Origin of the sequence: Serratia sp. N21D137, assembly GCF_047530005.1 — a bacterium.
In the GTDB taxonomy this organism is placed as follows: domain Bacteria; phylum Pseudomonadota; class Gammaproteobacteria; order Enterobacterales; family Enterobacteriaceae; genus Chania; species Chania fonticola_B.
Genome location: NZ_JBLJAJ010000003.1, coordinates 201,942 through 216,532 on the forward strand (window position 1 = coordinate 201,942; position 14,591 = coordinate 216,532).

13 protein-coding genes are annotated in these 14,591 nt (G+C 55.6%); 6 read left to right on the plus strand and 7 right to left on the minus strand.

Translation table 11 applies throughout. From position 1 onward, the window contains the following. Positions 1-3: 3 nt before the first annotated feature. From ACMV5H_RS04175 to ACMV5H_RS04190, 4 genes are read right to left on the minus strand one after another with little or no spacing between them, the layout of a single operon-like run. A complete protein-coding gene (locus tag ACMV5H_RS04175; protein ID WP_094982185.1) occupies positions 4-795 on the minus strand; it encodes a MoaF C-terminal domain-containing protein in 792 nt (263 codons plus the stop codon). A gap of 10 nt (positions 796-805) precedes the next feature. Then, positions 806-1,588 (minus strand): SDR family NAD(P)-dependent oxidoreductase, encoded by a 783-nt coding sequence (locus tag ACMV5H_RS04180; RefSeq protein ID WP_037376672.1) that lies wholly within the window; start codon positions 1,586-1,588, stop codon positions 806-808. After that, positions 1,581-2,168, minus strand: a complete 588-nt coding sequence (locus tag ACMV5H_RS04185; protein ID WP_094982186.1) for a DUF3156 family protein — start codon at positions 2,166-2,168, stop codon at positions 1,581-1,583. The genes ACMV5H_RS04180 and ACMV5H_RS04185 overlap by 8 nt, the downstream gene beginning before the upstream one ends. Beyond that, entirely contained in the window at positions 2,143-3,636 is a 1,494-nt protein-coding gene (locus ACMV5H_RS04190) for an APC family permease (protein ID WP_262185908.1), read from the minus strand. Before ACMV5H_RS04190 ends, ACMV5H_RS04185 begins: the two co-directional genes overlap by 26 nt. Positions 3,637-4,064: 428 nt before the next feature. Here ACMV5H_RS04190 and ACMV5H_RS04195 point away from each other — a divergent pair, with 428 nt between their 5' ends. The 3 genes from ACMV5H_RS04195 (at position 4,065) to ACMV5H_RS04205 (ending at position 7,130) form a co-directional block, all read left to right on the plus strand. Beyond that, positions 4,065-4,724: a response regulator transcription factor gene (locus ACMV5H_RS04195; protein ID WP_414821486.1), complete on the plus strand. Its 660-nt coding sequence runs from the start codon at positions 4,065-4,067 to the stop codon at positions 4,722-4,724. Between the two features lie 106 nt (positions 4,725-4,830). Further along, positions 4,831-6,021 (plus strand): MFS transporter, encoded by a 1,191-nt coding sequence (locus ACMV5H_RS04200; protein WP_414821487.1) that lies wholly within the window; start codon positions 4,831-4,833, stop codon positions 6,019-6,021. Next, positions 6,018-7,130, plus strand: a complete 1,113-nt coding sequence (locus ACMV5H_RS04205) for a class II histone deacetylase (protein ID WP_414821488.1) — start codon at positions 6,018-6,020, stop codon at positions 7,128-7,130. The genes ACMV5H_RS04200 and ACMV5H_RS04205 overlap by 4 nt, the downstream gene beginning before the upstream one ends. A 41-nt stretch (positions 7,131-7,171) precedes the next feature. Here ACMV5H_RS04205 and mngB read toward each other — a convergent pair whose 3' ends face one another. Both mngB and mngA read right to left on the minus strand, forming a co-directional pair. Then, on the minus strand, positions 7,172-9,808 hold the full coding sequence (gene mngB / locus ACMV5H_RS04210; protein WP_414821489.1) for a mannosylglycerate hydrolase: 2,637 nt from the start codon (positions 9,806-9,808) through the stop codon (positions 7,172-7,174). A 37-nt stretch (positions 9,809-9,845) separates the two neighbouring features. Then, positions 9,846-11,771, minus strand: a complete 1,926-nt coding sequence (gene mngA / locus ACMV5H_RS04215) for a PTS 2-O-a-mannosyl-D-glycerate transporter subunit IIABC (protein WP_414821490.1) — start codon at positions 11,769-11,771, stop codon at positions 9,846-9,848. 234 nt (positions 11,772-12,005) lie between these two features. Here mngA and ACMV5H_RS04220 point away from each other — a divergent pair, with 234 nt between their 5' ends. The 3 genes from ACMV5H_RS04220 (at position 12,006) to nadS (ending at position 13,597) form a co-directional block, all read left to right on the plus strand. After that, entirely contained in the window at positions 12,006-12,722 is a 717-nt protein-coding gene (locus ACMV5H_RS04220; protein WP_021807990.1) for a GntR family transcriptional regulator, read from the plus strand. Positions 12,723-12,940: 218 nt separating this feature from the next. Further along, the gene (locus tag ACMV5H_RS04225; RefSeq protein ID WP_039995466.1) at positions 12,941-13,264 is read left to right on the plus strand and encodes a type II toxin-antitoxin system RelE/ParE family toxin; all 324 of its coding nucleotides are present in this window, start codon (positions 12,941-12,943) and stop codon (positions 13,262-13,264) included. A gap of 42 nt (positions 13,265-13,306) precedes the next feature. Next, entirely contained in the window at positions 13,307-13,597 is a 291-nt protein-coding gene (gene nadS / locus ACMV5H_RS04230) for a NadS family protein (RefSeq protein ID WP_071682469.1), read from the plus strand. 52 nt (positions 13,598-13,649) lie between these two features. Here nadS and ACMV5H_RS04235 read toward each other — a convergent pair whose 3' ends face one another. Next, complete coding sequence (locus tag ACMV5H_RS04235; protein ID WP_021179171.1) at positions 13,650-14,570, minus strand: L,D-transpeptidase family protein; 921 nt, start codon at positions 14,568-14,570, stop codon at positions 13,650-13,652. Positions 14,571-14,591 lie beyond the last annotated feature (21 nt).

A 14,591-nucleotide genomic window follows, 5' to 3' on the forward strand; every position in this document is an offset into this window, starting at 1 on the left:
GGCTCAGGCCTTAGGGTAATGCGTGGTGTTCAGGATCTGCGCGTGAGCGCCTACGGCAAAGTTGCTCAGGCTGCTGAAATCGCTGCCCTGATAACCGAGGATCTTGCCATCGGTGCGCATCTCTTGCAGGTCGATCATCACTACGCCAAGCGTCGGAATGATCTTCTCGCGCCAGACGAACAGATACAGCTTCTCCGCCACTTTGACGTAATGGCAGCGATCGACATCCGCCAGCCCTTTCTCGACCCCGTCCAAGCACTGCCAAGCGTAGAAATTATTGTTCAGATAAATATGCTCATAGCGCTCCGTCGGGCTGTAGGTATATAGATTACGCATCCCAATCAGTTCGTCGGTAAACTGCGGCAACGCTGCATCGTTCTTGTCCAGACGGCCAAAGCGGAATTCGGCATTCACCGCCGTGAGCGGCAACCCCTGCTCTACCCGGCTAAAAGCATCCAGCCGCGCCTGCGATTCCTCCGGCAACTGACCATAGACGGCGGTAAAGTTACCCTGCTGACGATCGCACACCAGCGTAACGCTGCTGTTGGGCCGCTGCGGATCGAGGAAATCGATAAACAGGATCCCCGGGCGAATGCCGGTTGCCCGGTAATCAACCCGTTGCTCTCCCCACTGCAGGGTTTGATCGTCGTTAAAGCTGCACTGCACCGTTTCCCCCTCGGCAAAATGGAACGCCAACGAAGTACCGGCCAAATCCTGCTGCTCCAGCGTATGGCTGTGAGGGGCGAAACCTTCCGCCAGTGCGCCAACCTGAATAAATACCGCTTCTGAACTCATGACAATCTCCTTACAGGGAAGTGAAAGCTAAGGTCGGCACATCGACAATGGTGGAACCGCCATCGGCCACCAGCGTTGCGCCAGTAATAATTGACGCCTGCGTTGAGCAGAGAAAACGACACACCTGGGCGATCTCTTGCGCACTGGCCGGGCGGCGCAGCGGCACATCGCGACAGACATGTTGATAGGCCTGCTCGAGCGTTAAGTTATGTGCCGCCATCAACGGCTGCATCTCTTCATCGGCCATCGGCGTGGTTACCCAGCCGGGGCAAACCGCGTTGGCACGCACGCCCTGTGGGCCATAGTCACGGGCGATGGAACGCATCAGGCCGATTAGCGCGTGTTTGGCGGTGACATACCCACACACCTCCGGCCCGGCGGCCAACGAGGCGATAGAAGCGACAAACAGCAGATTGCCGCCGTGCTTCACCAGCTCCGGCAAACAGGCCCGGGCGCTGGCAAACGCACTATTGAGATTGCTGTCCAACGCCTGCTGCCATTGGACATCGGTGACGTCGGTGATACGACCCAACCCCATCCCGCCAGCGCTGGCAATCAGGCAGTCGATACGTCCGGCCCGCTGTAAAATGGCTGGCAGGATGTCGGTTTGCCAACTGGCTCCGCTGGCGGCGTCTCCAACTACGGCATACGCCCCAATCTCCGCAGCCAAGGCGTTCAGAGGTTCACGGCGACGTCCGACGATAAATACCCGGTCCCCCTCCTGCACCAGCAAACGAGCACAGGCAGCCCCAATGCCGGTTCCGCCGCCGGTGATCACAACCACTCTACTCATCGCATTGCTCCATCAACTGGCTGACCATCAGGAAACTGCTCAACAGCAAACGCCGCTGCTCGGCTTCCAACCGCAGATAGCGACGGCTGGCGGGAAGGCGGCTGACCACTTCGGAAGCGGCAAAATGCTCAATATCCAACTGCCAGTTGCCCTCTGTTATCGTGAGCGTGGCGCGGCGGAAATCGAGCTTGGCTAACGTGTCGCCGATTTGTGGGTATTGCCGCAACGCGGCAATCAACTGCTGGGCACCATCATGTTTGGCCTTGGTGCGATAAACCACGCCATTACGACGCAGCCAACCACCAGTGATGATGTTGAGCACCAGCGGCTCGGTAAAACGTGCGTTGCCCTGCAAGCGGAAACGGTGAGTGACGATGTGCGCCAAAAACAGCGACTGCACCTGCTCTGCCACCTCTATTACCGGCCCCTGTGGCAGCGTGAGCCGTAACTGATTAACGGCAACGCGCTCACAGGCGTAAGGCTGCAGGTTCGCCGTCAACCGGGTGAGCGTGGCCCCTGCCTGATAACCTGGAGGGTCACGCCGCCAATAACGATTAAGTGAGGGAAGTAAGCCGATCAAATTCCACCTCCGCAGCTTCTGCCTTGTTGAAGGCGCTCTCCAGCACCTCTTCCACCGGCACCGGTTTAAACGGATTCACCTTCTGTACGCACAAGGTCCAGAACAGCGCATAGGCGGAGGTCAGGCCGATCATGATGCCAAAGGGAATGTAGACATCGCGTGGGTTCATGCCCGGCGGCGTGATGTAGAAAATCGCCAGCACGATCCCGATGCTGGAGACAATCTGCGGCAGCGGGAACCAAGGCGACTTATAGGCGCGTGGCAGATCTGGACGGCGGATACGCAGGATCACCACCGAGCAGGTCACCAGCAGGTAAGCCACGCCCCAGGCACAGACCGCTGCCAGCACCATCGGCATGATGCGGTCCAGATTGCCCTGAATGGCGAAAGCGTGAACGCAGGGGATCAGCACCGCAGCGGCAATCGCAACTACCGGTGTTTTAAAGCGTGGATGCAGATAAGCGAAGATGCGCGGCATAGCGCCGTCCAACACCATGCCGTAGATAATGCGTGGCACCGCCGCCATCAGGGTGTTAATGGTGGCCGCCCCGGCTAACAGCAGCCCAACACCCAGCCAGTATTTACCGAAGTTGCCCATGATCTGGCCAGCAAATGCCGGGATAGCCATCGGCGTATCCAACAGATGTACGTTATTGGCAGCATCTACTACCACGTTCTCCACTTGATGGCTAAGTGCTGCTCCGTATAACGCCATACACAACGCTACACCGCATAGTCCCAAGGACATGGCACGCGGGATCACGCGGTGAGAACGTTTGATCTCCGGCGCCATCGGCGTCACCAACTCGCAGCCGACGAACATAAACATCGCCATACCCACCAGGCTGAACACCGCCAGGGGATCGCCGACATCCAGCATGGTGCCAAACCAACCTTCTAGCGGTACAGCATGCGGTAAAAGCAACCCGGCGATCGAAAAGATCATCAAGGTGCTCCACATGCAGAACGTCAGCACGACCTCAGCCTTACCGAAGGCTTCAATGCCAAACGCATTCAGAATACCGAAAATGATCACCAAGCCCACGCCGATCATCCACGAGCTGTTGTTGCTTTCCATCAGGGTATTGAGGTGCTCAAAGTTCACCAGCGCCATGATGCCGGAAAGAATGGTTTCGGCGGTACCGGCAAAGATATGCACGATCAGATAGGCAGACAGGGTGCCGGTAATGGCAAAAAATCGCCCCATGCCGCAGGAGATATAGTCATACACCGAGCCGGTGGTGGGCAGGATCGCCGCCGCTTCCGAGAAGGTGGTGAGCTGGGCTTGCATCATGATAAAGGCGATCAGCATCGCCAGCGCGAAGGTGTCGCCACCGATACCAAAACCGCTGGTAACGGTGAGGATCACCGGGCTAGCCATGATCACCCCAACCGAACTGGCTAACGTGGTGGGGAACCCGACCTTGCCCCGTTCTAGCTGGGCACTGAGCCGCGACGACAGGTTCATGGTTACTTCCTCTTATAGTAGTTTTACCCGGTGTTGTAGCCGCCAAGGGCGGTAATCTCACTATAGGAAGGAAAGCAAAAGGCTGGCTATCGTCCTTAAGGACGAGAGACGTAAAGGGAGTAAGGGGGAGTTGAGCTACTGGGCAAAAAGCACCATTAGCGAGAAATTACTTTAAATTCAATAGTAACCGCTCGGCAATTTTTATTAATGTGTTAATGAAAAAGCCACTTTCTGTCAGAAAGACACCCCGTCAATCAGCATGGGGATGTTGTTATTAATGTATTTTATTGCAATCCGGCTCACGTTGTTAATATGTTTTCGTTGTGTTGCATAATTGCTACACCTATGCTGATATCGTTCACATATTGTCCAGATACCTTTGCAGGTGTCCTTCAGGGTACTGAGCGATCAACGGAGGAAAATGCATTATGACAACCACATCATCCTTCATGCGTAACGACGCTTTTATCTCGAGCTGTCTGAATACCATTGCGCATCTGATCCCAGTTTCTGCCGGGGTTTTTTATCTGGTGGACCCAAATCTGCGACCAGATCACTATATTCTTCATGGTATTAGCGCTGATACGCATCAGCAATATCTCGACCATTTTCAACAGTTGGACCCGTTAAAACCGGCCAACTTCCACCAGCAAGACATCCAGATGGTGAACATGACGCCAGCGGCGATCGCCAATAACCGCCACTATTATCACGACTTTATGCTACCCAATCGCATGCGTGACATGACGGAGATTTTTATCCGCCAGCGTAAGCGGATCATTGCCGGGGTTTCTCTGATCCGCGATACGCCGTTCACCGAATTGGAGCGCAGCCGCTTACGTGCGGTGCTGCCGTTGATCGAGTTGGCCACCCGCGATCTGCTGCCAGATAGTGAAGCCCAGTTGCTCACTGCCAAAGAGCAGGAGATCGTCAATATGGTGCGTGAAGGGGCCAGCAATAAGCGCATTGCCTTGCAGCTCGGTATCTCTCTATCGACGGTGAAAACCCATATGCGCAACATCTTTGCCAAAACCGCCGTGGTTAATCGCACCGAACTGGTCTCCAGCGGTTTTATTGCCTACGGCTGATCCTGACTAAAGCAGTAACAATCAACCATACGCCAATGCTGGCGCGGCCTCCCCATGCTTAAAAAGCGTGGAGGGTAATGATTGACGAAACTCAAGGATAACGACGATGTCCAGTGATGCAGTTTCTGTGCCTTCTGCCGGGGCCTTGCTCCCCTGCCCACCCAGGCTGTTAACGGCGATTATCGTGTTTGCCGCCATCGCACCGGGGATCCTGATGACCGCCCCCGCCGTCGCTGCCCAGTTAGCTAGCCAGTGGCACCTCACGCCAGGCCAGATCGGCCATCTGTTTTCCACCGAACTGGGAGCCATGAGCATCGCCACGCTGCCTGCCTGGTGGTGGATCAGCCGGATCAACTGGCGCAAAATCGCCACGCTGGCGGCTATCGTCTTCCTGATCGGCAATCTGGCCTCGGCGATGGCCACCGATTTCAGCCTGCTATTGGCCTTGCGATTTATTGCTTCACTAGCCGGTGGCACGCTGATGATCCTCTGCATTTCCTGCGCGGCGGGCACCGCCAACCCCAGCCGGGTCTATGCCTTTTGGGTGCTGGGCCAACTGCTGCTAGGCGTATTCGGCTTACTGGCATTGCCTCCGCTGTTTGCTCATTTCGGTCTGATGACCGTTTATCTGATCCTGGCGGCGATCATGCTGTGTTGCCTGCCGTTACTGGGCGCATTCCCTAGCGGCTTTCGCCATAGCCACAGCGCGGCCAGTCAGATACCTCCAAGCCCCCCCATCTACAAGCTGTTTGCCGTGCTGGCGGTATTGGCCTTTTACATCAGCCTGAGCGCGGTCTGGACCTTTATCGGCACTATCGCCGAGGCCGCAGGCCTTTCACCGGTGCACAGCGGGCAGGTACTGGCCGCCGCCACCCTGTTTGGCATCATTGGGGCTGGTGGGGCGGCACTGGTTGGCGCAAGACGCAGCCACAAGCCGTTGTTGTGGATCGGTTACGGCCTACTGATTGCCAGCGTCCTGCTACTGAGCCGCAACCCGCTACTCATTCGCTTCACCCTCGCCGCTGTGATGTTCAAGTTTACCTGGACCTTTGTGCTGCCATTTATTCTGGCGCGCGTCTCGGTGCTGGATAACAACGGCAAGCTGATGAACAGCATCAATCTGGTGATTGGCGGCGGCATGGCCATTGGCCCCACGCTGGCTGGTTACCTGATCGAATCTTCCGGCGGGATCAACGCATTGCTGATCGGCGCATTGAGCTGTGCGCTACTGTCACTGCTGCTGATCTCGCTGGCTTCACCGCGCGCGCCGCGCCGTTTAACAGGAGTCATAAGGTGAAAAGAACAACCGGTTTTTTCTTCGATGAACGCTGTTTCTGGCATAGCACCGGCCTACATGCCACCACGCTGCCGGTGGGCGGCTGGGTGCAACCGCCTTCGGGGGCTGGGCATGCCGAATCGCCGGAAACCAAGCGGCGGATGAAAAACCTGATGGACGTTTCCGGCCTGTCGCGCCAGCTCAAACTGCTGAGCGCCGAGCTGGCCGATGAGGAAGACTTACTGCGCATTCATCCGGCACATTATCTGCAACGATTCAAACAGCTGAGTGATAACGGCGGCGGTATGTTGGGAGAAGAGGCACCTTTGGGTCCAGGCAGCTATGAGATTGCCAAACTCTCCGCCGGGCTGGCCTGCGCTGCGGTCGAGGCGGTGCTGAAAGGTGAACTGGACAATGCCTATTCCCTGTCGCGCCCACCGGGCCATCACTGCCTGCCGGATCAATCGATGGGGTTCTGCTTCCTGGCTAATATTCCTATTGCCATCGAACGCGCCAAAGAGCGCTTCGGGTTAGGCAAGGTGGCGGTGATCGACTGGGACGTGCACCACGGCAACGGCACCCAGCATATCTACTGGCAACGTAATGACGTGCTGACCATCTCATTGCACCAAGACGGCTGTTTCCCGGCGGGCTACGCTGGCGAACAAGATCGCGGTGAAGGGGCAGGAGCGGGTTACAACATCAATATTCCGCTGCTGGCCGGGGCCGGTGACGACGGTTATCACTACGCCATGCAGCAAATCGTCATCCCAGCACTGGAGCAGTTCAAGCCAGAGTTGATCATCATCGCCTGCGGTTACGATGCCAACGCCATCGATCCACTGGCGCGGATGCAGTTGCACAGCGACAGTTTCCGCGTTATGACCGCGCAGGCGCAAAGCGCTGCGGACAGGCTCTGTGGTGGCAAGCTGGTGATGGTGCATGAAGGGGGTTATGCCGAAGCCTATGTGCCGTTCTGCGGCCTGGCAGTAATGGAAGAGTTGAGCGGCATACGCACCGAGGTGCAGGACCCGATGCTGGAATTTATTCAGCAACAGCAGCCCCGCGAAGCGTTTAACCAGTTCCAGCGTGACGCTATCGACCAACTGGCACGCCAATTCGGTTTATAGCTGCATTCGGAGGCGTGGCAATCCACGCCTCTGGCTGTTAGCTAGCGAATAAAGCGGAAGGTTTTCGACTGGCAAGGGGCCAAGGTAGCGAAATCCCCTTTAGCCACATCCTGCTGTGGCAGCGGATGCTCGTCCATCCCAGTTTCCAACCATTCCTTGACTGGTTCTGCCAACGTTAACTTTCCGCCGAACGACACCTGTTCCGAAGGGTTATACACACGGATAATCAAAGCATCGGCATCCTCGGCTTTCTTCAATACGCTCAACACCGGGCCTGACTCAGGCATCGAAAGCAGGCTAAAGTGCAGCGGCGTGCGGAAGTTTGCCAGATTGAGCTTCATCGCATCAAACGGGATCTTGTTGTAACAGCGCACCGGTGTGACGTAGGCCCGCGCCTGCTGCATCACGCCCGCCCGGTGTGGATCTCCTGCAAAACCGAACAGGCTGAACCGGCAATGCAATTTGCCACGCATCTGGGAATCAGGCGTTGGTAGCTTGATGCCAGAAGGGCGACCTGGCCGCAACAGCAATTCTTCTTTACCCAACACGCCTACCGAACGGAACAGCGTCAGGGCAAAGGTATCGCGCCGCTCACCAACAATCTCGAACTCGCGCAGCCCCTCGGTAAACAACGCCAACCCATGCAGATCGTCATTCAGGGCGGCAAAATTCATGAGTTGCCACACTGGGATCGGCGCTTCTTTCCAGCCCTCTTGCTGCCAAACGGCCATCGCCGGATCGTCCACCGGACGAGTAATGCAGCCAAACTGGTTATCCGCCAGCACGCTTTCACTGGCGAACGGCGTTGGGATCAACACCCGTACGCGGTGATCGTCGGCCTGGTTATCCAGCCACATCTCAATATCGATCCGGCGGCTGTTGTGGGCTAACGTCACTTGGCACAGCACATCCAGATAACCGTCACTACGGCGCTCCGCCCGCTGTTGCAGGTTGGCTGGCAATGCCATACGCAGTTCCAGTGTGGCGATACTCTGCCAAGCCTCATGTTTGATGGAGGTAGCCACTGCGCTTTGCGTGGAATAGATCAACCACTCTTCACGGGAAGGCGAATAGTCATACTCATCGCCATCGTCGGAGCCATCCTCCAGTTGCAGCACCTGCTGATAGAGATAGCCGCTTTGTTTATCGCTAATATCCAACGTACCGTTGGCATTCAGGGCAATGCGGTAATACTCGTTTTCCAACAGTTCTGCCGGTTGCGAGGCAGCTTGGCGTTGCTGGCCTAACTGGTTGGCATGAATATGCAGGGTGCAATATCCCATCGCGGGCAATGGCTGACAGAGTTGAATGTCGTATTCCATAAAGGGATCGTAGTTGCCGTAATGCACAATCTGGCGATCTACCAGTCCAGGATCGATCTCCCGCGCGGCGCGGATAAAATACTCCACCGGCTGGCCCTGTTCGTCCACCAGCGAGAACTGCTGGGCACGAATACGAATGGTGGTGTTGATCACCTCTTCACGCGGGTAAGGCAGCAGGTTGAAGAACGTCAGTTTGTCGGCATCTGCGTGCTGTACCGGCATATTGTCGACGATCTTGCGCATATAGAAGCGCACCAGGTTTTCCGCCATGTCGTCCGCCAGAATAAAGCGCGTCATGATCTCCTGATGTACCTTGTCGCTACAGCAACAGCCGATGCTGTCATGGGCGTGGTTCTTGAGGATCTCTTTCCACATTTTCTCCAGCAGGCCGTGATGGTATTCAAAACCCAGCGACCAGGCGATCGCCGCCAACGGCTCGAGGATATTAACGATTTTGTTCTCGATCTCGGCGTGGGCGATCTTGATGTCCATGCGGGTAGACGAGATGGTGCGGTGCACGCGCATGTATTTGCCGTCGTTAAACTCCCCCTTCAGCGTCGCCAAACGTTCACGACTGGCCTCAATCCGTTCGAAGACCTCTTCAAAGCGGCTCATGACAAACTCGCGCTGCGGGTAAATCTCGCGCAGTTTGGCCATCACCTGGAAGATATTCTGTTGCAGCGGCATCTGATCGTGGCCGTTCGGCAACAGGATATCCTTGGTAACCGAGGCGTTTTCCAGCACGGTGAAATAGCTGTCCAGCCGTTTGCGCAGCCCGGCTTCATCTTCGGGCAGGTATTTACCAATGGCGTAACCCAGCGGCAGCACCTGTGCCGCAACTTCGCTGCCGTCGTTGCTTTGCCACAGGAACTCGGTCTTGTCGGTGCCGTGGCGCTCGGAGCAGCCGCGCCAGAACATGGCGCGCGTGATACCAAACCCGTTGAAAATATGCGGTAACTGCGAAGACATGCTGAAAGAGTCCGGCAGATAGCCGATCTTCATCGGTTCGCCAAAGGACAGGCAGTCGCGCATGCCATACATCAGGTTACGAACGATCGATTCCCCTGACACCACCATGGTATCGGTTTGGGTATACCACGGGCCAACGATCAGCTTGCCAGCCTGCACCAACGCTTTCACCCGCTCGTGGTTTTCTGGTTTGATGGCGAAGTAGTCTTCCAGCACCGCCGTTTGCCCATCCAGTACATAGAAGCGATACTCGGGATCGGTTTCCAGCCGGGTCAGGATCTCTTCCATGTTGTTGATCAGCAGGATGCGTGACTCCTCGGTGGTGAAATACCACTCACGATCCCAATGCATATGCGGTGTAATGTGAACACGTGATACAGCTTTCATAATCAATTCCTAAATAAGACAGCTAATTCGTCTGGAATTACTGCGGCTGAACGAGGGTGTATTTGCCCTGCTTCATCGCCTGACGGCGCCAAAGGATCAGCACCAATGTTGAGATCGCCGTGCCAAGCAGCGCCGCCCCCAGCCAAACGGCTGCCGACAGCAAGCCACCGAGGCCATTATCGTGCAGCAGGAACAGCGAGAAGATCCCCGCGCCCGGCGTCGACAGGCCAATCCCCATCCCACCAACGATCGCACCGGTCACCAGCGATCCCACCAGGAAGGAACCGATCACCCGCACAGGATCTTCAATTGCCATCGGGATTGCCCCTTCGGTAATGCCTGCCAGGCCAAGCAACCAGGTCGATTTACCGGTTTCAATCTCGAACTGTTGGAACAGCCGTGGGGCCAGCAACGTTGAAGCGGTAACCGTAAAGGCCGAGACCATTTTGACCGCGCCAAAGATCGCATAAGGGCCGAACACACCGTTGGCCATCGCACCCAGGCAGAACGCATAGGCTGCCTTGTTCACCGGGCCGCCGAGGTCGAAAGAACACATAAAACCGAGGATCGCTCCCAGCACCAACGCGTTGGTACCAGACAGGCCGTTAAGCCAGGCGGTCAGGCTGTTGTTCAACCAGGCCACCGGCTCGCCGATCACAAACAGCATCAAGCTGCCCGCTACCAGCGTGCCAATCACCGGGTAAAGATAAAACGTCAGGAAACCGTTGAAGTTGGGGCTGAGGCGCACATGGTTTTTCACCCAGCGCATCAGATAGCCGGCGATCAGGCCGCCCACAATACCGCCAAGGAAGCCGGAACCAATCATGTTTGCCGCCAGCCCGGCCGCAAAACCTGGGCCAAGGGCCGGTTTATCCGCCAGCGAATATGCCGTGTAGGCCGCCAATACCGGCACCATCAAGATACCCAGCATGCCACCACCCAGCTTGCGGTACATCCACAGCCAGGAGTTCTCTTGATCGAACAGATGCTGCAGACCAAAGATTTGCGCCAGCAGTACCGAAACGGCCAACACCGTGCCACCCGCCACAATCAGCGGCACTGCAAAAGAGATCCCGCTGAGTAATGCCTGTTTGAGTTCGGTCTTCACGCTATTTTTCTGCACCGGCGCTTCGCTTTGCTGCACCCGCTCAGCACCGTTAGCGGATTGGCCCACAGCCAATGCCTGCTGCAAAATGCGTTCGGCGTGTTTGATTGGCTCGGCGACCGGCGTTTCGATACGGGGGATACCGTTGAAGCGCTCCACTTCTTTAATCGCGACTTCGGCAGCGAACACGCAGGCCGTCGCACTATTTAGCTGTTCCGCCGTCAGGCGGCCCTCGATCCCGTTGGCCCCTTGTTTCTCCACATACACGTTGATGCCGAGCTTACGCCCCGCCTTCTCAAGATATTCCGCCGCCATATAGGTATGGGCGATACCGGCCGGGCAAGCGGTGACGCACACCACCGTAGGCCGCGAATCATCCTGCGGTTTGGGGGCAGATTCCGGCGTCCCTCCTGCCAACAGGGCCAACAGCTGTTCCGGAGTGCTGGCCTGTAACACTGCCGCGCGGATATCGTTATCCACCAGCGCCGTTGTCAGGCTGGTCAGTAATTGCATATGCGTGGTACCGGCCTGCGCCTGCGGGATCGCCAGCAGGAAGATCAGGTTGACGCTTTCCGGCCCATCAATCCCTTCCCACTCCAACGGCGTGTTCAGCGTGGCAACGGCAAATGCGGATTCCTTTACCGCATCGCTTTTACCATGGGGCACTGCCAGCCCTTCACCCAGCGCGGTAGGGCCTTGCGCTTCCCGGGCAAAGACCTCGCGTAGAAAAGCCGCTTTGTCGTGTAATTTGCCTTGCGCATCTAGTTGGTCGGCAAGCAGATGAATGGCCTGATCGCGCCCCGCAAAGGCTACTTGCAGGTTTATCAGGCTGGGGTGGGTCAGGCTGCTCAGGTCCATCTTAATCCTCACGCTGAAGCCAGGGCGGCTCCGTCAATAAACAGGCGGCGATCATACCAACACAATCCACACCAATTTGTGATCAATTTCAAATCAACGTCATTTTTGTATTAAATTTGTATTAATTCAACTTAAAAACAACTTAACGAGAAATAGCGTTATTGGTTTGTTTATCCCTGGCCTAAGGCTAGAATGCGGGCAGCAGATCCAACAACCAGCCGGGGACACTCAAGCGTGAGCAAAAAGCCTATTTATCGCCAGATTGCGGATACCCTGCGCCAACAGGTTGCGGATGGTGAACTGAAACCCGGCGACGCGTTACCGACCGAGGCTTTACTGCGCGAGGAGTACAACGTCAGCCGGGTAACGGTGCGCCAGGCGTTGAAATTGCTGACCGAAGAGCAGGTGATTGAGAGCATTCAGGGCAGTGGCTGGTACGTCAAAGAGGAAAAGGTCAATTACGATATCTATCAGCTCACCAGCTTTTATGAAAAGTTGGCGGATCGCAACGTGGAAACCCACAGCGACGTGCTGATCTTTGAAGTCGCCAAGGCCAGCCCAACCATCGCCGAAGCATTGCACCTGACCACTGAAGACAAAGTGTATTACGTCAAACGGGTGCGCTATATCAAGCAAAAACCGGTCACGCTGGAAGAGACCTGGATGCCGTTGGCGCTGTTCCCCGACCTCAGTTACGAAGTGATGCAGAAATCCAAATATCACTACATCGAACAGGTTAAAAAGCGGGTGATTGACCGCAGCGAGCAGGAGATCATCCCGGTAATGCCAAGCGAAGAGGTGGTGAAGGCGTTAGGGATCGATCCGCAGAAACCGATCCTGGAGAAGGTCTCCACTGGTTTTCTCAACGACGGCACGGTGTTTGAGTTCAGCCGCAACTTCTTTAAAAGCGAAGATTACAAGTTCACCCTGGTGGCCAAGAGAACACGCTGAGTTTTTCCCATAAAAAAAGACGCCCGCAGGCGTCTTCTGAAACTGCAGACATTCCCCACCAAACTCACAAGGGGGCCCGTACGGCCCCCCTACAAACTCCACAATATTGTCAAACTGAGATTGCCGCAGGCGTCTGTGCAATTTTTCTGTACAATAAACCATCAGAACTTGATTGTCGTACTATGTACGAGTATTGTGAATGATATGGAGGCGTCGTAATGGAATACTTTGAGTTCATCGAAACCCCAGTTTTTAGCAGGCAACGCGAAACCCTATTAGACGATGATAGCTTTCGTGAACTACAAACCCACCTGTTAAAATATCACTCAGACGGCGATACTATAAGTAAAACAGGCGGTTGTAAAAAAATCCGATGGAACCGTCCAGGCATGGGGAAACAAGGTGGTGTAAGAGTTATCTATTACGTTATCACCCGCAGCGGCAAGCTTTACCTACTGATTGTTTATCCTAAAAACGCCAAAGACGACTTAACCGAATCCGAGAAAGCGATACTTAAAGCGTTAACGGATAAACTGAATTAAACGGTGCCGCACAAGGTATAGCACTTGCTTAGAGGTTGCACAGTGGACAAAGAACTTTTTAACGATCTGGTCGAAAGCATGGAACAGATGGTCGCGATTGAAAAAGGCGAAATGCAGCCTGCTCGTGTCCATCGCCATCATATCCCCAACGTGAAATCACTACGCGAAGCCAGCGGCATGAAGCAGGAAGAGTTTGCGCAGGCGGTTGGAGTTAGTCCTTCCCTAGTGCAAAGTTGGGAACAAAATCGCCGAATACCCTCCGGCTCTTCACTCAAAATCTTGCTGATGATTGAGCGCCACCCCACAATTGTTAACGATCTACTCACCATCTAAATTCCATAAAAAAAGACGCCCGCAGGCGTCTTTTTCACAGCAACAGCCTAAATCAGTTCACTTTAACCGGCATACCGGAACGAGCCTTGATGGCCGCGTCCACGACGCTCTGGTCAACAGCTGGATCCATTAGCACTTTACCAACCGGCGCGGTAATGGTGATTGGCACTGGCTCTTTCGACTTCAGCTCTTCTTCGTTGGCAGACAGCGGGTTGTGCACTTCCAGGTAACGTGAACCGTCTGGCTCAACGGAAGCCTTCACCGGCTCGTTGATGAACTGTACGCGAGTGCCTACTGGCACGCTGTCGAACAGGTATTTGATGTCATCAGCACGCAGACGCACACAGCCATGGCTCACGCGCAGGCCGATACCGAAGTTGGCGTTGGTACCATGGACCGCATACAGACGGCCAACATAGAGCGCGTACAGACCCATCGGGTTATCCGGGCCTGCCGGGAATACGGCTGGCAGGATTTCACCATCGGCAGCGTACTCTTCGCGCATTTTAGCGGTTGGCGTCCAGGTTGGGCCTGCCTTCTTACGCTGTACTGTAGTCACCCAGTCCAGCGGCGTATCTTTACCCAACTGGCCGATACCAATCGGCAGCACCACGACGGTCTTGGTGCCTTTCGGATAGTAGTACAGACGCATTTCTGCGCTGTTGATAATGATGCCTTCACGCGGGGCGTCTGGCAGGATCAACTGTTGTGGGATGGTCAGCGTGCTACCTGGCAGCGGCAGGAACGGGTCAACACCAGGGTTAGCCTCCAGCATGTTGCTCAAGCCCATCTGGTATTGAGCCGCAAAGCTCTCCAGCGGCAGTTTGCTGTCTGCAGGCACGGTGATCTGAATATTTTCCCCAACCAGACGGCTGTCTTTGGCGGGCAAAGGGTATACAACGGCGAAGGCAGCCTGGCTGAATGCAACCAGAGCGGTAAACAGGGTTAATAACGCGCGAATGCTCATTTTCATCTTCGTAGTAAAGTGGTGGCC

Excerpts from the sequence above, each read along its gene's own strand:
- ACMV5H_RS04175 (WP_094982185.1), bottom strand. The coding sequence starts at position 795 with ATGAGTTCAGAAGCGGTATTTATTCAGGTTGGCGCACTGGCGGAAGGT.
- ACMV5H_RS04180 (WP_037376672.1), bottom strand. The coding sequence starts at position 1,588 with ATGAGTAGAGTGGTTGTGATCACCGGCGGCGGAACCGGCATTGGGGCT.
- ACMV5H_RS04190 (WP_262185908.1), bottom strand. The coding sequence starts at position 3,636 with ATGAACCTGTCGTCGCGGCTCAGTGCCCAGCTAGAACGGGGCAAGGTC.
- ACMV5H_RS04195 (WP_414821486.1), top strand. The coding sequence starts at position 4,065 with ATGACAACCACATCATCCTTCATGCGTAACGACGCTTTTATCTCGAGC.
- ACMV5H_RS04200 (WP_414821487.1), top strand. The coding sequence starts at position 4,831 with ATGTCCAGTGATGCAGTTTCTGTGCCTTCTGCCGGGGCCTTGCTCCCC.
- mngB (WP_414821489.1), bottom strand. The coding sequence starts at position 9,808 with ATGAAAGCTGTATCACGTGTTCACATTACACCGCATATGCATTGGGAT.
- mngA (WP_414821490.1), bottom strand. The coding sequence starts at position 11,771 with ATGGACCTGAGCAGCCTGACCCACCCCAGCCTGATAAACCTGCAAGTA.
- ACMV5H_RS04225 (WP_039995466.1), top strand. The coding sequence starts at position 12,941 with ATGGAATACTTTGAGTTCATCGAAACCCCAGTTTTTAGCAGGCAACGC.
- ACMV5H_RS04235 (WP_021179171.1), bottom strand. The coding sequence starts at position 14,570 with ATGAAAATGAGCATTCGCGCGTTATTAACCCTGTTTACCGCTCTGGTT.